This window comes from Maribacter luteus (genome assembly GCF_009674825.1).
GTDB lineage: Bacteria > Bacteroidota > Bacteroidia > Flavobacteriales > Flavobacteriaceae > Maribacter_A > Maribacter_A luteus.
In genome coordinates, this window is the sequence record NZ_WKJH01000004.1 from 222841 (window position 1) to 242016 (window position 19176).

The 19176-nt window shown below is 39.0% G+C and carries 18 protein-coding genes; 13 read left to right on the plus strand and 5 right to left on the minus strand.

Going from position 1 to position 19176, the window contains the following annotated elements; all coding sequences use genetic code 11:
- Nucleotides 1–38 precede the first annotated feature (38 nt).
- A complete protein-coding gene (locus GJ691_RS07735) occupies nucleotides 39–650 on the minus strand; it encodes a DEAD/DEAH box helicase (RefSeq protein ID WP_154365508.1) in 612 nt (203 codons plus the stop codon).
- Nucleotides 651–864: 214 nt separating this feature from the next.
- On the opposite strand from GJ691_RS07735, the gene GJ691_RS07740 reads away from it, so the two are divergent.
- The 5 genes from GJ691_RS07740 (at nucleotide 865) to fabD (ending at nucleotide 6022) form a co-directional block, all read left to right on the plus strand.
- A complete protein-coding gene (locus GJ691_RS07740; protein ID WP_154365510.1) occupies nucleotides 865–1314 on the plus strand; it encodes a KTSC domain-containing protein in 450 nt (149 codons plus the stop codon).
- 116 nt (nucleotides 1315–1430) lie between these two features.
- Nucleotides 1431–2759, plus strand: a complete 1329-nt coding sequence (locus GJ691_RS07745) for a DEAD/DEAH box helicase (RefSeq protein WP_154365512.1) — start codon at nucleotides 1431–1433, stop codon at nucleotides 2757–2759.
- A gap of 5 nt (nucleotides 2760–2764) precedes the next feature.
- A complete protein-coding gene (locus tag GJ691_RS07750; RefSeq protein WP_154365514.1) occupies nucleotides 2765–4090 on the plus strand; it encodes a DEAD/DEAH box helicase in 1326 nt (441 codons plus the stop codon).
- Nucleotides 4091–4247: 157 nt separating this feature from the next.
- Nucleotides 4248–4868 carry a YqaA family protein gene (locus GJ691_RS07755; RefSeq protein WP_154365516.1) on the plus strand — a complete coding sequence of 207 codons (621 nt, stop codon included), beginning with the start codon at nucleotides 4248–4250 and terminating at the stop codon, nucleotides 4866–4868.
- A 278-nt stretch (nucleotides 4869–5146) separates the two neighbouring features.
- Nucleotides 5147–6022 (plus strand): ACP S-malonyltransferase, encoded by an 876-nt coding sequence (gene fabD, locus GJ691_RS07760; protein ID WP_154365518.1) that lies wholly within the window; start codon nucleotides 5147–5149, stop codon nucleotides 6020–6022.
- Nucleotides 6023–6080: 58 nt separating this feature from the next.
- Here fabD and rlmF read toward each other — a convergent pair whose 3' ends face one another.
- Entirely contained in the window at nucleotides 6081–6968 is an 888-nt protein-coding gene (rlmF, locus tag GJ691_RS07765) for a 23S rRNA (adenine(1618)-N(6))-methyltransferase RlmF (protein WP_154365520.1), read from the minus strand.
- A 197-nt stretch (nucleotides 6969–7165) separates the two neighbouring features.
- Between rlmF and GJ691_RS07770 the strand changes: the two genes are divergently transcribed.
- Entirely contained in the window at nucleotides 7166–7594 is a 429-nt protein-coding gene (locus GJ691_RS07770; RefSeq protein ID WP_154365522.1) for an FKBP-type peptidyl-prolyl cis-trans isomerase, read from the plus strand.
- 116 nt (nucleotides 7595–7710) lie between these two features.
- Here GJ691_RS07770 and GJ691_RS07775 read toward each other — a convergent pair whose 3' ends face one another.
- Nucleotides 7711–9096 (minus strand): right-handed parallel beta-helix repeat-containing protein, encoded by a 1386-nt coding sequence (locus GJ691_RS07775; protein WP_154365524.1) that lies wholly within the window; start codon nucleotides 9094–9096, stop codon nucleotides 7711–7713.
- A 341-nt stretch (nucleotides 9097–9437) separates the two neighbouring features.
- Between GJ691_RS07775 and GJ691_RS07780 the strand changes: the two genes are divergently transcribed.
- The 7 genes from GJ691_RS07780 to GJ691_RS07810 all read left to right on the plus strand — a co-directional run bounded on the left by GJ691_RS07780 (nucleotide 9438) and on the right by GJ691_RS07810 (nucleotide 15949).
- Nucleotides 9438–9629, plus strand: a complete 192-nt coding sequence (locus GJ691_RS07780; protein WP_154365526.1) for a cold-shock protein — start codon at nucleotides 9438–9440, stop codon at nucleotides 9627–9629.
- A gap of 198 nt (nucleotides 9630–9827) precedes the next feature.
- Nucleotides 9828–11381 (plus strand): NAD(P)/FAD-dependent oxidoreductase, encoded by a 1554-nt coding sequence (locus GJ691_RS07785; protein WP_154365528.1) that lies wholly within the window; start codon nucleotides 9828–9830, stop codon nucleotides 11379–11381.
- A 187-nt stretch (nucleotides 11382–11568) separates the two neighbouring features.
- Nucleotides 11569–12573, plus strand: coding sequence for an LLM class flavin-dependent oxidoreductase (locus tag GJ691_RS07790; RefSeq protein WP_154365530.1), 1005 nt, complete (start codon nucleotides 11569–11571; stop codon nucleotides 12571–12573).
- A gap of 93 nt (nucleotides 12574–12666) precedes the next feature.
- Nucleotides 12667–13242 (plus strand): cyclic nucleotide-binding domain-containing protein, encoded by a 576-nt coding sequence (locus tag GJ691_RS07795; RefSeq protein ID WP_179955061.1) that lies wholly within the window; start codon nucleotides 12667–12669, stop codon nucleotides 13240–13242.
- 86 nt (nucleotides 13243–13328) lie between these two features.
- A complete protein-coding gene (locus GJ691_RS07800) occupies nucleotides 13329–14429 on the plus strand; it encodes an alkene reductase (RefSeq protein WP_154365532.1) in 1101 nt (366 codons plus the stop codon).
- A 28-nt stretch (nucleotides 14430–14457) separates the two neighbouring features.
- Complete coding sequence (locus GJ691_RS07805; protein ID WP_154365534.1) at nucleotides 14458–14883, plus strand: OsmC family protein; 426 nt, start codon at nucleotides 14458–14460, stop codon at nucleotides 14881–14883.
- 259 nt (nucleotides 14884–15142) lie between these two features.
- Nucleotides 15143–15949, plus strand: a complete 807-nt coding sequence (locus GJ691_RS07810; RefSeq protein ID WP_154365536.1) for a universal stress protein — start codon at nucleotides 15143–15145, stop codon at nucleotides 15947–15949.
- 118 nt (nucleotides 15950–16067) lie between these two features.
- On the opposite strand, the gene GJ691_RS07815 is transcribed toward GJ691_RS07810, so the two are convergent.
- Both GJ691_RS07815 and GJ691_RS07820 read right to left on the minus strand, forming a co-directional pair.
- Nucleotides 16068–16628: a DUF4494 domain-containing protein gene (locus tag GJ691_RS07815; protein WP_154365538.1), complete on the minus strand. Its 561-nt coding sequence runs from the start codon at nucleotides 16626–16628 to the stop codon at nucleotides 16068–16070.
- A 317-nt stretch (nucleotides 16629–16945) separates the two neighbouring features.
- Entirely contained in the window at nucleotides 16946–19009 is a 2064-nt protein-coding gene (locus GJ691_RS07820; RefSeq protein WP_154365541.1) for a helix-turn-helix domain-containing protein, read from the minus strand.
- Nucleotides 19010–19176: the final 167 nt, after the last annotated feature.

The following is a 19176-nucleotide window of genomic DNA, read 5'->3' on the forward strand; positions in this document are numbered from 1 at the left end:
CGAACTTTAAAAAGATTGACTGGAGGTTTCCTACTCGGCTATAGTTGTATTATTTTGGAATACTCCATAAAATAGGACTCAAAGCGTTTCAATTTTGGGTGCAGTTTTTCCGAATAGAGCACGTACTGGCATTTTTGAATACTCTGTGTAATGGAAATAATCGCACTTGTATCTGACTTTTGAATCAGGAAATCAGCATCATCAATACTGAATATCTTTAATTGTGAAGTGCTCACCCCATTCAATAAAAACAGCTTGTTCATGGTTTTCGGTGTGGAAATAAGAATATCAACCCCCTCGAAAATTTCTGATTTCTGTATATCGATATGCAGTTCTTCGTACCCTACATAAACGCGTAGCGAATTGTATTTGGTATATAGCAAAAATGCCTGGTATATTTCCATTGCCCTTTCTTTGTTCTCAACAAGAACTACTGCTCTGGGTGCTTTCCCCACAGCCTCACATTTTAATTTTTGCAAGGTCGTTAGGATAAGGGTCGTTGTCTTGCCCGCATCTTTTGGTGCCGTGCAAAAGACATTGGAACCACTTTTAATTACAGGAATACTTTTTTTCTGAAAAGGGGTCGGCTCAGAAATATTCATGCGTTCCAAGCTCTCAAGTAAATTGGCATGTAATTTTTTAAAAGGCATACGCTTATAGAAGATGACGGTTTATAATAGGATTCATTTTCAAAGGAACAAATATACCACCTAGAAACGGAAAGGGACATTGTTCATAAAATAGTTGTTTTTATACATAATGGTCGATTCTTGTATCAAGGTCATTCTGACCATCCAAAAAAACAAGTTAATAACGCTAAGTGGTTCAGAATAAAGGTGTAGTTTCGCGCCTCGTAAAAAAACTATGAAACGTATAAACCAATATAAGAAGCTGTTCGGTGTTGAAAAGGATATCGACCTAAAGACATTAAAGTCCACATACCGTAATTTGGTCAAGGAATGGCACCCCGATAAGTTTCAAGAAGGTGATGCCAAAAGGGAAGAGGCCGAAGTGAACAGTCGTACTATTATTGACGGTTATCATTTCTTGGTGAGTATCGCCCCGGAAACCCTGGCAGCGAACTTAGATGCCTATACCGAAACCATTACAAATTCAGGAATTGCCGATTTCGTTCATAACGGATTGGTGTTGGAGATCACTTTTTTGGACGGAACGACTTACGAATATTTTGGGGTAACCAAACCCATTTATATAAAGATGGTAAATGCCAACAAATTGAATCGTTTCGCAAAGCGTACAATCTATCCTAAATACACGTACAGAAAATCAAAGCGTACGCTTCAAGAAGCTTAAATGATTCTTATTGATAAGCTAAGCCTTTAGGTATTCATCAACCTAATAAAAAGAATTAATGCACCAGTTTAGGCTTTTGCCCATTTGGTGTCGTTATCTTTGCCTAAATCCATTTTATGTCAAAACAATTCTCCGCTTTAGGAATCAAGGAACAACTTCTAGAAAGTCTGATCGATTTAAAGATTTCCGTTCCAACGGATATTCAAAAAAAGACCATTCCAATACTTCTAAACCAAAAAGACGATGTAGTCGCTTTGGCAAAAACCGGAACCGGTAAAACGGCAGCTTTCGGCCTACCTCTGTTACAATTGATAAATCCTGAAAACGCCGATGTACAGGCAGTAATATTGTCCCCAACACGGGAATTGGGACAACAGATATATGCAAATCTAGTTTCGTATGCAGCTCATTGCCCAGGGATTTCGATAGCTTCAGTTTGTGGCGGCATACCCATAAAGCCCCAAATAGATCGTCTAAAAGAAGCTACGCATATTATTGTGGCCACCCCGGGCCGATTGATAGATCTGATACAGCGAGAAGCAGTAAGCATCAAAAAAATAAAGTATCTAGTTTTGGATGAGGCCGATGAAATGGTCACAGCCTTAAAGTCGGATTTGGATAAGCTCGGCCCTGAAATGCCGAAATCCAGAAGAACACTATTGTTTACGGCAACCATGCCAGGAACCGTGAAGCAATTGGTACAAAACTATATGTCCAAAAACGTGGTGCACTTAGAAGCCGATATGGCACAGATGGGCCACCAAGGCATAGACCATGAATATATTGTGGTAGAGCCTATTGAAAAATTAGAGGTTTTACTTCATTTTCTTAATAGCAAAGAAGGACAAAGGGGAATTATTTTCTGTAAGACCAAAGCGGCCGTGAATAAATTGGCAAAGAAATTGGCCATTAATAAATTCTCGTCCGGTGCTATCCACGGTAGTCTTACCCAAGGAATCCGTGATCGGATCATGGGACAGTTCAGGGAAGGATATATCGATATTCTCGTGGCCACCGATTTAGCTGCCCGTGGCATTGATGTTAAGGAAGTCTCCTATGTCGTCAATTACCATTTACCCGATACTTATGAAGCCTATGTACACAGAAGTGGCAGAACGGCAAGGGCAGGGGCGAAGGGACTCTCCTTAAGTATCATACAAGTAGACGAGCTTGCCGATATTCCCGAGTTTGAAAAAGAGTTGGGATTGGTTTTCACTGAAATGAAGAAGGAAAGTGAAGCGGATAAGGAAGAAATCAATTTGTTGCTTTGGGCCAAGAGAATATTCAAGACAAAAACCAACCGTACCGTATCCGATGACACCAAAGAAAAAATAAAGACCATTTTCCATCATTTGACCAAAGAGGAATTGATTGAAAAAGTTTTGGCCGATCATTTAATAAAGGGTACCACCCATGCTAAAACAGAGGCTTTCCAAAAGAAGTAAGATCTATGGCCAATACAATACGTAATCAACAGGATATTTTAGATAAGTTAAGGATTTCCGCATTGAATCCGATGCAGGAGGAAGCACTGGATGTGATTCAGCAATCAGACAATATCGTTTTACTTTCCCCCACGGGAACTGGTAAAACCCTTGCCTTTCTATTGCCTTTGATCAAGACACTAAATCCGGAATGTTCCGAAGTTCAGGCATTGGTACTCGTACCTTCACGGGAGTTGGCCATTCAGATTGAGCAAGTTGTCCGTGATATGGGGTCGGGCTTTAAGGTAAATGCCGTATATGGAGGCCGATCAATCTCCAAGGACAAAATAGAACTGAAACATACGCCGGCTATTTTAATCGGTACACCTGGTAGGATCGCAGATCATTTCAGAAGTGATCGTTTTCCAAAAACGGAAATCAAAACCTTGGTTTTGGATGAGTTCGACAAATCGTTGGAAACCGGTTTTGAAGGAGAAATGAGTGAAATAATACCACAATTACCCAATCTTAGGAAACGTATTTTAACTTCGGCCACACAGGGTGTTGAAATTCCACCTTTTGTGCAATTGGATTCACCAACTATCATTAATTACCTAAAAGACAAGAAAACCTCCCGACTGACCATAAAAAAAGTGATTGCAAAAGAAAAGGATAAATTACAGACTTTGGCAGATTTGTTACACCATATAGGCAATGAACCGGGAATCATTTTTTGCAACTTTAAGGATAGTATTGAACGTGTAAGCACGTTTTTGAACAACGAACGAATCAACCATACCTGTTTTTCCGGGGGAATGGAACAGCGCGATAGGGAACGCTCGTTGATCAAGTTCAGAAACGGTACTTGCCAAGTGTTGGTCGCGACCGATTTGGCGGCTAGGGGAATCGATATTCCGGAAATGAAATTTATTATTCATTATGAGCTTCCTAGGGCAGTGGAGGAGTTTACCCACCGTAATGGGCGCACGGCCCGAGTAAACGAAAAAGGAACCGCATATGTTTTGCAAGGGAAGAAAGAATTTGTTCCCGAGTTTATTAGGGATTTAGAAACTATGGATATTTCAAACAAAGCTCCCCGTAAACCCCTATCCAATTCCCAATCTTGGGAAACCCTCTTTATTTCAGGTGGTAGAAAAGATAAAATCTCAAAAGGTAATATTGCCGGACTTTTCTTTAAACAAGGCGGGATCAAGAAAGACCAATTGGGTGTAATTGAATTAAAACAGGACTGTGCCTTTGTCTCTGTTCCTTTACCAATCGCCAATCAATTGGTGCACAAACTGAACAATTCCCGATTAAAAAATAAAAAAGTGCGTGTTACGGTGTTATAATATTCTAAAACCATCACTTTTAACAACACCTTGGTATTGTTTTATCCTGTGAATCTTATTTTTGCGAAAATTTATAAGGAAGTATTGTATTGATTTTACAACTGGGAACCGTGTATCATATACATCTTTTTCAAATTGAATACTATTAAAAGTAATTATGGATAAAAGTCCTAAACTAAGTGCTAAAAAATCTAGAATAAGGTTGTTACACCAATACTATTCCTATACTGGTTTTTACGCATTTGTAAAATCCAGTTTAGGCAAGGTAGTTGTACCCATATCATTATTTATCATAGGGTTATGGCTTGTTCATTTATATGTGATCGATTTTCATGATCTTTTTACTTCGATTACGACTACTTATAGCCCTATAGTGATCTTAAGTGTTTTCCTTGCTACGGAATCACTTTTGGGACTCGTACCCCCTGAAATTTTCATTGCATGGGCAGGTAAGACCGATACACCTATTTTCTATTTGTCCGTACTGGCATTTTTATCCTATCTAGGTGGTATAATTTCCTTTTTTATGGGAAAGGCGGTTTCGAAAATCCCATCGATGAAGGCCTATTTTGAAGTGAAAATGGCCAAACATATGAAGATGATCCGAAAATGGGGTGGATTCTTGATCATTGTCGGGGCCCTGCTACCCATTCCTTTTGCCATGACAAGTATTGCGGCCGGACTCATACATTACAGATTCAGGAATTACCTACTATTCGGTTTATTACGTTTTGTACGTTTCTACCTCTATGCGTTGGTAATTTTCAATATTTTTTAAGGATACATTTCTTTAGGTTCGATAGATTACATGGTTTTTTCGAAAAACACTAAAGGAAAGAAGGTTAATATCCAGAATATCAAGCCATAAAATCCCTTTAAAAAACTTAGGAAATAGCATTTCAACTATTTTTAGTGCTTCGCATGGTACATCTTAATAAAAATCAACTAAAATTCTTTAGTATAGTATAAAAATGAAGTACCTACGAAAGTACTTGATTTTCAACACCATTATTAACGTAAATTAATGGTTCAAAAACTTAACACTACATTATAACTATGCATGCATACCTATTCCCTGGTCAAGGCACCCAATTTCCTGGTATGGGAAAAGAGTTATATGCCAAATCAGATCTAGCGAGAGACTATTTTGAAAAAGCCAATGACATTCTAGGTTTTTCGATCACCGATGTTATGTTCAAAGGTTCGGCAGAAGATTTGAAACAGACACAGTTTTCACAACCCGCCATTTTTTTACATTCCTATATTCTGACCAAAACCCTTGGAAACGCTTTTAAACCGGATATGGTTGCCGGACATTCATTAGGCGAGATCACTGCTTTGGCTGCAGTTGGCTCCTTGGATTTTGAATCGGCCCTGAAATTGATATCCAAACGGGCCGCTCTTATGCAAAAAGTGTGTGATGATGAAAATACAGGTATGGCAGTAGTGGTCGGGCTTTACGATGTAATCGTTAAGGATATCTGTAACCATGTTGATGGTATCGTAGTACCTGCCAATTACAATGCTCTTAAACAGGTAGTCATTTCAGGGGAAAAGAAAGCTTTGAAAGAAGCCTGTGATAAGCTCCGCCCTGCGGCTCTCGCAATCATAGATTTACCGGTTAGTGGGGCTTTTCACTCCCCATTTATGGAGCCCATAGTCGAGGGTTTTAGTTTGGCGGTAAATGAAACGGGGTTCAAAACACCCAATTGCCCAATTTATCAGAATATTGCCGGGAGACCTTGTGGCGAAATTGAAAAAATCAAGAAAAACCTGATCGATCAATTAACACATCCGGTAATGTGGCGGCATACAATGCTCCATATGGAAGAGGATGGGGCTACTGAATTCACAGAGATCGGTCCAGGGAATTTTTTAAGGGGACTCGTACGTCAGATCCATAAAAATTTAAAAATAAATGGGATTTCGTAAGTAGCAAAAACACTTTTCAAACCATATAAAATATAACCTTTTGGGGACTGCCTATGTCTTATTCGGTTTCCGAATCAAACCACCACAGAATAATCCGACTTTTCTTATTCCCTTGATCCATAGGTACAATATGGTAATCCGCTTTTGCCTTTTTTAGTTGCTTTTCAATTTTTGGAAGATTGTCAGTCTTGGCGACCAGACTTGTGAACACCCTAACTTGGTCTTTGAACAAAACACTCTCCTTAATCAGTCTTTTAATGAAAAGTGCTTCCCCGCCATTACACCAAAGTTCATTCGCTTGTCCCTCGAAATTAAGTTTAAGTTCATCGGTGTTACTGGTTCCTTCCAAATTATTAAGTTTTCTGCGTGAACCTCTTTGGGCTTCTTCTTTTGTACTATGGAATGGTGGATTGCAAACCGTAAAATCGAATTGTTCCCCGGATTGGATAATTCCCTTAAATAGAAAACTCTTATTCGTTTGGTGACGTACCTGAACACGGTCCTCTAAGGTTTTGGTGGCTTGTATGTTCGCCTTTACGATTCCTATGGCTTTGGCATCACATTCAGAACCTATCATGGACCATTTAAAATATTGGGCTCCCAGAATACAATAGATTCCGTTCGCCCCTGTGCCAATATCCAGTCCACGAAATTCGGCATCTACATCCATTCCTAATTTTTCCGAAACAAAATCACGTATATACAAGAGATAATCCAATCGTCCGGGAATAGGGGGAATGAGGTAGCCTTGGGGCAAATGGTAATCCGTTACATTGAAATCTGCAAGTAATATCGCTTTATTCAATGCATATACCGCTTTGGAAGACCCAAAATCAATGGTTGCTTCCCCAGCCGGATTCAAAACCAAGTAGTTCTTCAAATCGGCATAGTGGGCTGCCAGTCTATTAAGATCATACCTCTTACAATATGGATTTTCTGCATGCATAACGGTAAAGGTATGGGATTTTAAAAATTCAATCCCAATAGTAAAGTCGAAATGATCTGTTAAACCATTAAATCTTCAAATTACCTGTAAAACCTTATGTTTTTTAAGATTTTCCGTTAATTATTCTTTGAGCCGATTTAAAGCCCTTAACTTTGCGGCCAATAAAAAAATAAGTTAAATAACTGAAATTTAAGTACATGAGTAAAGTAAAGGCTAACGATACGGTCAAAGTTCACTACACGGGAAAATTAAGCAACGGTCAAGTTTTTGATAGTTCGGAAGGCAGAGACCCATTAGAGATAACCTTGGGCCAAGGTGCTTTGATACCAGGTTTTGAAAAAGGCCTTATCGACATGGAAGTCAATGAGAACAAAACCATTAACATACCCAAAGAAGAGGCTTATGGAGAGGTTCAAGAAGAACTTTTTCAACGCGTAAATAAAGAAGAATTGCCAGAAGGTATGACCCCTGAAGTAGGTATGGGCCTTGTAGCAAAAAGCCCTGATGGTACAGAGCAACAATTAAGGGTTGCTGAGGTTAACGAAGCCGATATTGTTATTGATGCCAATCACCCATTGGCCGGTCATGATTTAATTTTTGACCTACAATTGGTTGAAATAAAATAAATCAGTTTCCAAAATAAATATTCTCAATAAAAAAGGGGAGGCCAAAAGCCTCCCCTTTTTTATATATATCTTTTACGGATTATCCCCTTTTGTCAATTGAATGGTGAAAATACGACCTACCAACCGTCTAACACGCATTGCATAGTATATGGTTCGGTTTCCGACAAGGGCAATTCCTCTAGTTGATCGCCTAAATAATTGCCACCGGCGAATCCTGTGGTATTTTTAAAACGATACGACCAACAGTATCTCAAATTCGTGAATTCCTCTGAATAGGTAACCAGGTTATCTATTAAAATGGCATTCTCAAAATCGGAAAATGCCAAAAAATAACCCAGGAATTTATTCCGCCTTACATCGGCATCTGAGCTTTTGTACATATACATACCACAGTTGTTCATTACATTGTCATGTACGAACGTTGCCCTGTTATGCCCTTTATCACCACCGTTTGAATATTGAATATAGCCTAATCGACCATTGGCCGACCCACTGATCATGGTAATCGTATTCCGGGCAATAATATTATGTGTTTTATGCCAACTAACAATCGGTCCGTCTGTATATTCACTATCATCACCTTGCTCCATCACATTCTCTAAAATATAGACATTCGTACCCGTGGCATTCACGATATCACCACCGGAATTATGATGAAAATAATTGTCCTGTATCAAAATATCCTCATCTACACGACCAGGGCCTTCAATATCGATACCAAATTGAGGGGATGTACCCTTGATATGATGTATCTCATTGTCCTTTATTTCTATACGTACGCCACCGACAATCGAAATTCCTTGACGTCTATTATTATAGATGTTATTGTCCAAAAAAGTAACATCGTTGGAATCAAGTACTAAACTGCCATCACCCGTTAAACTATGCATTTCCATGTTTTGGATCAAGATATTGTTATTGCCCCAAACACAAATACCGTGTCCTTCATCATGGGCGGTATTACCGTCCTCACGTGGGGTAAAGATATGTGAATCACGTTCCCCTTTGATCACACCGTCACGTACAATAATATTATCGCCGTTCAAGCGCAATACGCAGTAGTTCCATTTATCATTGGTATCGATGGCCAATACCGCACCTTCACTGAAGACGAATTCCGTATTATCATAAATATCTATTCCCCCGAAATATATATCATTGATATCCTCACCCACCAAATATTCACCTGTAGGCAAGATTACCCGCGTATATCCTTCCTCATGGGCCCAATCAATCGCCGCCTGTAAGTTTGTCGTGGTCTTGGCCGCGTCGATATTGGTATTCGGAATTTCCCAACGGTCCAATTCAATCGTATATTCATTAGATGTGGGTATTTGCGGCAATTGGGCACTAAACAGGCGGGTAGGTAACCCGTCTACATCCAAATCTTCCTGATAGGCTCCATAAACAGGGTCCGATCCATTAGTGTCGGAATCATCTTGACTGCAAGAAACAATTAAAACAAGAACGAGAATCAGCAGGTAACAATTAGGTTTCTTCATTGGGGCTATTATCTAGTTTAATCAAAATGGTTATACTTTGATCATTATCCTTTAGGTAACGAATTTCGTTACTCATTCTAAACGGTTGCTTGAACTGTATAGTGTGGGATATCCTGTTTTTTCGTTTAGATGCAAAAATGGCCATGACCATGATAAGATCAAGTATCTTGAAAATGAACGAACACTATCACTCTTGGGAAGTAATTGATTTGCAATGAAAAAAGGCCACCAGTTACCCTTATTCGATATTATTTCAAAAGAAATGAATTAATATATTGTTTATCAATAAATTGGCACCATCTTTGCAAACAATAAATTATAATAAATTAAATTACATTACAATGAGTAAAGGAACAGTAAAATTTTTCAACGACACAAAAGGTTTTGGATTCATAACTGAAGAAGGAGTTGAAAAAGACCACTTTGTACACGTATCAGGATTGGTTGACGAGATTCGTGAAGGCGATGAAGTTGAGTTTGAGCTTCAAGAAGGAAACAAAGGGTTAAATGCAGTAAACGTAAAAGTTATCTAATACATACACTTCAAGTTTCATAAAAGCCCTGGCATATTTGTCAGGGCTTTTTTTATGCCCGTTTCAAAATGAATTGAATTCATGAAAAACCGGATAATTTTTGTTTCCCGATATGATAAAGCCATCCATATAAAAGCTATCAAAAACAACTTATTCCATTTTATCAGAAATTCATAATAGATCTTTTAGTTTTACGGCATGGTAAGAAACGTACAGATTAGATTATCACTAAAGGAGGAAGGTGATCCCAACGGACTTCAAAAGAGGGTGGCAACCTATCTTGGCCTACCGGAGAAGGAACTGACCATACATGTTTTACGTAAATCAATTGATGCACGTAAGCCCAAAATCTATTTTAACTATAAGCTGGCGGTTTATATAAATGAAATTCCCGAGAATAGGGAAACCTATAATTTTGATTACAAAGATGTTTCCCAGGCTAAGGAAATCCATATCATTGGCTTTGGCCCTGCAGGTATGTGGGCCGCATTGCGGTGTTTGGAGCTCGGTTATAAACCCATTGTTTATGAACGTGGCAAAAATGTAAAGGATCGCAGACGTGATCTGCGGGCCATAAACATTAACCACATTGTAAATAGCGAAAGTAACTATTGCTTTGGTGAAGGTGGTGCCGGAACTTACTCCGACGGAAAACTATATACCCGAAGTTTAAAACGTGGCGACGTAAAACGCATTTTCAAAAGCTTAGTGCATCACGGGGCTACGCCACAGATTTTGATCGATGCCCATCCGCATATAGGTACCAATAAATTACCCAAGGTTGTCAAGAACATACGTGAAACCATTTTAAAATATGGTGGTGAAATACATTTCAATACGAAAGTAACAGATTTCATTATCGAGAATAACCAATTGAATGCTTTGGTGTTGAATAATGAAACCGAAACCAAAGTAAATCGGGTTATTTTAGCGACGGGGCATTCGGCCCGTGACATTTTTGAATTATTACATAAAAAAGAGATTTTACTTAAAGCCAAATCCTTTGCCATGGGAGTTCGGGTTGAGCATCCCCAGCACATAATAGATTCCATTCAATATCATTGTAAAGGTGAACGTAATGAATTACTGCCCGCTGCCGCTTACAGTTTAGTTGAGCAAGTAAAAGGTCGGGGCGTATATTCATTTTGTATGTGTCCCGGCGGATTTATAGTACCTGCCGCAACGGCCCCTGGAGAGATCGTGGTTAACGGCATGTCTCCTTCAAAGCGGAACAACCTTTTCGCCAATTCGGGAATCGTAGTAGAAATCAATGTAGAAAAGGATATTCCAAAATATGAACGTTTTGGACCCTTAAAAGGATTGGCATACCAAAAAGATTTGGAACGATTGGCATTTACCTCTGGCGGAAGATCACAAGTGGCCCCTGCCCAGCGATTAACCGATTTTGTAGAGGGTAAACTTTCACCAGACCTGAATCCGACCTCATACAGACCAGGTTTAAGATCGGTACCTTTACATTCCTTAATGCCTAAAATCATCGGAAGTAGATTACGTAATGGCTTTGCAGCTTTTGGGAAGAAAATGAGCGGTTTTTATACCTCTGAAGCCAATGTTATCGGGGTAGAATCACGTACTTCTTCGCCAGTGAACATCCCCCGTAATGACAGCTTGGAACACCCAGATGTAAAAGGTCTTTTCCCTTGTGGTGAAGGTGGGGGTTATGCTGGGGGCATAGTTTCTGCCGCTATGGACGGCGAGCGTTGTGCCGAAGCTGCCATTGTTGGCTTGTAGGTACCTCTCCTATAGATCCACTTTTATCATACGCAATTCTAAAGATCAACATTCATTTGATTTTCCAATACTTTTTTAGCCGGAAGGAATTAGCGTTTTCCAAAGAGTATTTTCAATAATAGCCTTGTCTTATTTTATAATAATGTAATGCGTTATGTACCTTTGTTCGGTTAGATTATAATCATTCATGAAAAATCAAAATACAGCATATTCAATTTTAGATCTTGTATTGGTTTCAAAAGGCCATTCCCTAGAACAAACCTTTAACAACGCCCTGAAATTGGCACAACAAGCCGAAATTTTCGGTTACACGCGCTATTGGTTGGCCGAGCACCACAATGCACCCAATATCGCTAGTAGTGCAACTTCTGTTTTAATCGGTTATGTTGCCCAAGGCACCCATACACTTCGTATCGGTTCAGGCGGAATCATGCTCCCTAACCATTCCCCATTGATCATTGCAGAGCAGTTTGGAACTTTGGCATCCTTATATCCAGACCGAATAGATCTAGGGTTAGGAAGGGCTCCCGGAACAGATAAGGAAACTGCCTTGGCCATACGATCCGATTTTATGAAAGCCGCCCACTCTTTTCCAGTTGAATTGGAAAAATTGGAAACGTACTTTTCAAAAAACAATGCCGATTCCAAAGTACGTGCCACCGTTGCCGAAGGTGCTGATGTTCCTTTATATATTTTGGGTTCAAGTACCGATAGCGCCCATTTGGCGGCAAAAAAAGGTTTACCTTATGCATTCGCCAGCCACTTTGCAACCACATATTTGTGGGAGGCGTTGAAAATTTACCGTAAAGAATTTCAGCCATCAAGTCATTTGAAAAAACCGTATGTAATGGCCGGTGTAAATATCATTATTGCGGATACCGACAAAGAAGCCGAACGTTTATCAACATCCTTGATCCGTATGATCGTTGGTATATTTACAGGTAAACGTGATTATGTTCAGCCGCCGACGGATATGACCCCTGACTTAATGGAAGTTATGCAAAATCCACAGGTACGCCAAATGCTAAAATATTCATTTATAGGGAGCAAATCCACGGTAAAGGCACAGGTCAAGGAATTTTTGGAACAAACCAAAGCGGACGAATTGATTGCCGTCACCAACATCTTTGATATAAAGGACAGGATCAAGTCATATCGATTATTTGCTGAAATCATGAAGGAGTTGAAATAAACTTCGTATTCCCTTTAGTTTCCCATATTAAAGAATTGGTAAAACCACTGGGTAAAACAAACTGCGTACGAATCATTTTAGCATATTTGCATCGTGTATACATCAATAACCAAACACATATATGACCATATTGACCCTACGAAGGACGATATGCAACTATTTCGTAGCGTTTTAAATGAAGTTGCCGTTTCCAAAGGTCAATTTTTATTAAAACCGGGTACGGTTGTCAAACACGAATATTTCGTAGTTAAAGGTTGTTTAAAAGCCTATTATCAAGATGCAAAGGGCAATAGGCATATTATCCAATTCGCCATAGAAAATTGGTGGATCGGGGATTTCGATGCATTTTTGAATCAAATTCCTTCAAAATTATATATTGAGGCTATTGAGGATGCTGAATTACTCTCCATACACTATGATAACCTTCAGAAAATATATAATGAAGCACCAATATTCAATCGATATTTCAGGATTTTAACCACCAAGGCCTTTATCGCCCAACAAAAGCGTATTTTGTCTACACTTGAAAAAAATACGAAAGACCGTTATATCGAATTCTGTACTTCATATCCGAATATTGAACTTAGGGTTGCCAATTACGATATTGCCAATTATTTAGGGGTTACCCCAGAAAATTTGAGTAGGGTCAGAAAAACCTTTAAAGGTTAAATCTATCTTAATTGATATAGGTCAATAGGATTGATTAAAACCTAATGTAATTTTGTTCATGAAATAGTTGGAAACAATTTTACCCTATGAGCAAGAAATATTTATTGCAGCCTTATAAAAACAACAACCTAAACCTTAAAAACAGGATTGTTATGGCGCCTATGACAAGAAGTAGGGCCAAAAATGAAGGTAAAGTGGCAACTGACGGGTTACAAGGCTTATATTATGCCCAGCGTTCTTCGGCAGGACTTATAATTACTGAAGGTTCGCAGGTTTCAAAAAAAGCTGTAGGCTATATCAATACCCCAGGAATACATACCGATGCGCAAGTGGAAGGTTGGAAAAAAGTTACCCAACGTGTACATGACAATGATGGCAAAATCTTTATTCAATTATGGCATGTGGGACGCATATCCCATCCTGATTTCCATAATGGTGAATTACCATGGGCACCGTCAGCTATAAACCCTAACGCAAAATCATATACACCGGAAGGGTTCAAAGATACCGTTACACCAAAACAAATGACCATCGAAGAAATAAAAACCACCGTCAACGAATTTAAAAAGGCTGCTTCCAATGCCATGAAAGCAGGGTTTGATGGGGTTGAGATCCATTCTTCCAACGGTTATTTATTCCACCAGTTCTTCAGTAAATGTTCCAATACGAGAACCGATGCTTACGGGGGTAGTATTGAAAACAGGGCCAGGTTCTTCTTTGAGGTTTTAGAAGCTATGAAAACTGTGATTCCACAGGAAAAAATAGGAGTACGGTTTAATCCGTCATTACATGGGATGATGGGGATTACGATTGACGAGGAAACCATTCCCACCTTTGAATACATAATTGAAAAATTAAACGATTACGATTTGGCTTATCTACATTTATCAGAGCCATTTACAGATGTATCCGAGGTTCCTTTCGCTGTTACGAGTATCGCAAAGCATTTTCGTCCTTTATATAACGGCACATTGATAATCAATACGGCTTTTGACCAAGAGAAGGGGAACAAGGTGATTACAGATGGCGATGCCGATTTAGTGGCCTTCGGTAAGCCCTATATTTCCAATCCGGATCTGGTTGAACGTTTTGAGAATGATTTAGCATTGACTCCATGGGATCAAGAAACATTTTACACATCGGGCACAAAAGGATATACAGACTATCCAAAAGCCACAACACATTGATTATTAACTTAATTAAAACATAAACATTATGAAATTTACAAGAAAAGCAAACGCGGAATGGAAAGGAAGTGGTAAAAAAGGGCAAGGCAATTTAACCACGGCAAGTAAAGTGCTTGATAAAACGGCCTATTCTTTTCATACCAGGTTTGAAGATGGGGAAAAAGGTACCAATCCTGAAGAGTTGATAGGGGCCGCACATGCTGGCTGTTTTGCCATGCAATTAAGCTTTTTATTGAACGAAGCAAATTTTACGGCAACCACTTTGGATGTGGACGCCACAGTTACTTTCGAGGATGGCGCCATTACAAAAATAACTTTGGACCTAGAAGGGGATGTTCCTGAGATCGATGCGGAAAAATTTCAACAGATAGCACATAAGGCAAAAGAAGTTTGTCCTGTTTCCAAATTATTAAATACGGAAATCGAATTAAAAGTGGCCTTGAAAACCGCATAACATAGGTCATGTATCGAAAATCGAAAGTACTGGTTTATACGAATTAATTGGTAAGAACCTGTTTGTTCGTGGGTACCAATGTTCGGTTTATGTTTAAATTTTCATGCTTATGCATGCATAGGACCAATTTGGAACCCCGATTTCCTATACTGTTAAGAGGGCATTCAAAATGCCGATTTAGACCAAAATAAGCTTCATTTAGACTAACGTTTTTCGATACGGATCTTATATCTTAGAATGTAATACAATTACCTGACTTATGAGTATTTTAGTTGCTACGAATTTTTCCAAAACATCTGAAAATGCGGTGGAATATGCTGCTTGTTTAGCTAAAGAATTCAAAACAAGACTGATTCTTTTCAATGCCTTTAAGATTCCTATCCATGCCTCCAATGCAAGATTATCGGCAAGCTTTGTTGAGAACTTAATGAACAAGAACAAAAATAAATTAAAGGAAATAGCATTAGGGCTTAAACGAAAATTCAGTATTGAGACAGAAACGGAATGTAGTTTTGTAGGTTTGGATCAAGAGGCGGACCGATTAATGCAAGCGTATGATTGTCGATTTTTGGTCATCGGGATGTCTTCCAAGTCCATGGAACAAAATTTATTGGGAAATCCTACTACGACCTTAATAAGTATGAAACGTTTTCCCGTTTTGGCCATTCCGGTAAATGCCAAATTCACTGGTATTAAACGCATCTTGTTCGCCTGTGACCTTTTGCAGGACATTCCTTTGAAAACCTTGGCCAAATTACGACGTATAGCGGCCGATTTAAAATCGGAGGTCACTGTATTTTATGCCGATCAGAAAATAAGTGAATTAGATGATATTCCGCATGATTCCATAGACAAAGGATTAGAAAATCTAACCCTCTTATATAAGAACGTAGAATCGAATAAAGTAATTGAGGCATTGGAAAAGGAAATCACAAGGTCAAAATCCGAACTGCTGGTGATGATGCCCAAAAAATATGGTTTTTGGGAATCACTTGTTCATAAAAGTAAGACAAGGGTCATGGCGTCAGGATTGAATATCCCATTGCTTTCAATCCCTATTGAATAAGGATTGAATGGCTTTTTTTTACTACCTAAAAAAAGAGCATTAAACCAAATGTAAAATATTAAACCAAAAAAGGCTGTCAATAAAGGCAGCCTTTTTATATGCGTATATGCGTAGTAGGCTACTCTTCTTCACCTGATAGAACATCGACCATTTCCAAAGCTTCATCCATGTCGTTATTTACAGGTACGGAGTCTTTTAATGCCGTAAACTTCTCCAGGCGTTCCATCTCATCCTCATCTCCTGAAAAATAGGGGAATACATCCATTATAGGGGATTCCGAAATGGCAGGGATCGTATAATCGCCCATGGTATCTTTCATTACCACAATGGTATTCTCATAGGCTTCCTTAACATCATTGGCCTGCACCAATAGATACATATTCGTTTTGCGCTCCTTACCACTTTCCTCATCAAAGGCTATTAAGGATACGCGGGATTTAAACCATCTATCCGAATTCTCAAAAGGATGTATTTCAGCATAATTGGCCACTTTGATATTCGTGATCTTAATTTCCTCACTATCGCTCAAATAGGCCGACATTTCTTCGGTAATCCTACTTTCTGCTTCGGTATAGGAAACGGCATCGACCAAGAAAGGTTCGGTCTTTACCTTTAGCATACCCGAAGCTTCATCCAATTTTCTATATTTTACTTTACACTCATACCACGTTGCACTCATTTCTTTTTGTTTTAGGGGTGCCAAATATAGGTGTAAGCTTTTGCTGAAAAAGTGAAAAATCAAAATAGATATTCACAATTTTCGCTCAAATTTTGTACCCTTCGGATTGTAAGTGAGTTAGCTTTTTATCATTCTAAATTTTAACTTTTTTAATCGTATAACTTATTCAGATAAGGCATTAAAGTAATTGCCTTATACAAGAATTAGTCTAAGGTTATATTTCAAATAGGTAACGTACGGTACATTGGTATGTATAAAAGAGGGGATGGGGTTCCACCACTCCGTTTTGAGCTTAAAGCTCGGGTAACAAGAATCATTTATAACAGTGCTTTCTCCTCTAATGTTTCTTTAAGAATATCATGATTCTCCCAAAAACGGTCTTCGATTTTTTTCATTACCTGCTCAAATTCAGGATGTTTTTTTAAAGGGGCTATGGCCGGATCTAGTTCCATGAACAACAAGATCCAGTATTGAAAATGGTTTTTGGCTGAAAACTCCTTCAATTGGTCTATGGCTAAATCATATTGCCCTTGATGGGTATACATGACCGCCATACTTGCCGGTTTATAAATGGATTGGTCCTTTTCACAATAGTCCGCATACGATGTAAACAATCTGGAAGCTTCCTCGTCAAAGCCCATTTTTTCGAACACGAAGCCGATTTTAATATCCTCTTGGGGATAGATCTCCAAACCTTTCGATTTTCGAATATCATTAAACTGTTTGTAATAATGATAAGCACTATCGTATTCCTTTTTAAAATAATGCAGTTTCGCGGTTTCCTGTAGAATATCCAACCGGGTGGTGTCTTTTCTCAATTCCTTTTTAATAAGTGTCAACGTTTGTTGCAGGTCTTTGTTTTTTGCATATAAAATATAGGCCTTGACATAGGGGGCATAATAATTCTGCGGATTGAAATCCAATGACCTATCTATATAATTAAGAGCCTCATCGGTGAATCCGGACTGGATCAGGGCATTCCCCAAATTCAAGTAGATATAACTTTTTCCTACTGAATCATTGGCCGCTATATCCAATTGCACTCCTTTAAGGGCATATTCCAGATACTTCCCGGTATTGGGAACGAAATTGGAATATAAGAGTGCCAGCATCTGTACAACCGCTGAGGAATTCGGGTTATATTCCAACGCTTTTAGAAGGTGTGGTAATGCCAAGCGATAATCGCCCGTATGTTGGTAGTAGAGGGATTTGGCAATAAGGCTTTCCGTTAGCTTGGAATCGTAAAGCAAGGCATTATCCGCATAATTATTGATTTTCTCCGTATATCTCTTTTCTTTCTTATACAGATCCAAATAGTAATAGGCTATGGCCAAATCGGCATAGACCAAAGCAAATTCCGGATCTTCTTCCAAGGCTTTCTCAAACAGCGGAATAGCTTTTAACAAACCTTCTTCGGTTCGCTGTAAAAATGGTTCCTGTGCCTTTAGATAATAATCATAAGCGACAAGGTTGTCGGTAGGCTTTTTATCTATTTGCTCCAATTCGGAAGGGGTGACATTGGCTTCAACTGCACTAGCTATCTTTTTGGCCACTTCGTTTTGCAAAGCAAAAATATCTACGACCTCATGGGTATATTGCTGTCCCCAAATGCGAGAATCGGTCACCGCATCTATCAATTGTATATTGAGCAGAACCTGATCACCGACTTTTTGTCCACTACCTTCCACAATATAATTAACCCCAAGGTCGGAAGCTATTTCCTGGATGTTCTTATCTGAGTTCCGGTATTTTTCAACCGATGTACGGCTGATAACCCTTAAATCCTTGATTTTTTGCAGGTTCCCTAGGGATGCTTCCATTAAACCGTTAACAAAATACAGATTCGTTGAATCGCTACTCTCATTTTTAAAAGGAAGCACCGCGATTGACTTTTCGATTTTCGGAACATCGGAAGTATCCGTATTAGGGGAGGAGGGCATCAATACATATACTAAGCCTGCCAGTAAAAAACCTGCTACAGCCATTAGGGGCCATTGGTACCGCCTAAAAAACGGAAGCTTATCGGTTTCCGTTATCTCCTTAAAACCTTCTTCGCCCACTTCTCCCGGTGGATGCCCATACTGTTCCCGAAAGCATTTGATAAAATAGGACGTACTTCCAAAACCTACACGATACGAAACCTCGGATACAGTTAGTTCAGATTCCTTTAATAACTCCATTGCCTGCTCAAGTCGAATTTTTCGTATGAACTGACTTGCCGAAAGCTGCGTATACTTTTTGCATTTACGCAACAAATTAGATCTACTCATATACATGGCATCGGCCAACTCAGCTACCCCGAATTGTTCATCACCGAGACGCTCTAGAATAATCGCCTCCGCCTCTCTTGTAAATTTCTGTCCTTTTAAATTATCCGACATGGGTTTTCAGGTTGGTAGGTACACTTGTTCAACAAAGATAAACGATTAAGCTTCATGGTGAAAATGCAGTTCTTGCCGCATAATTTATATCGTTGCGCCATAATTTTTATCGCATCCGCAAGGCTTATACACAAAGCGGCATAGGTTATTGGTGCTGCATCAGCGTT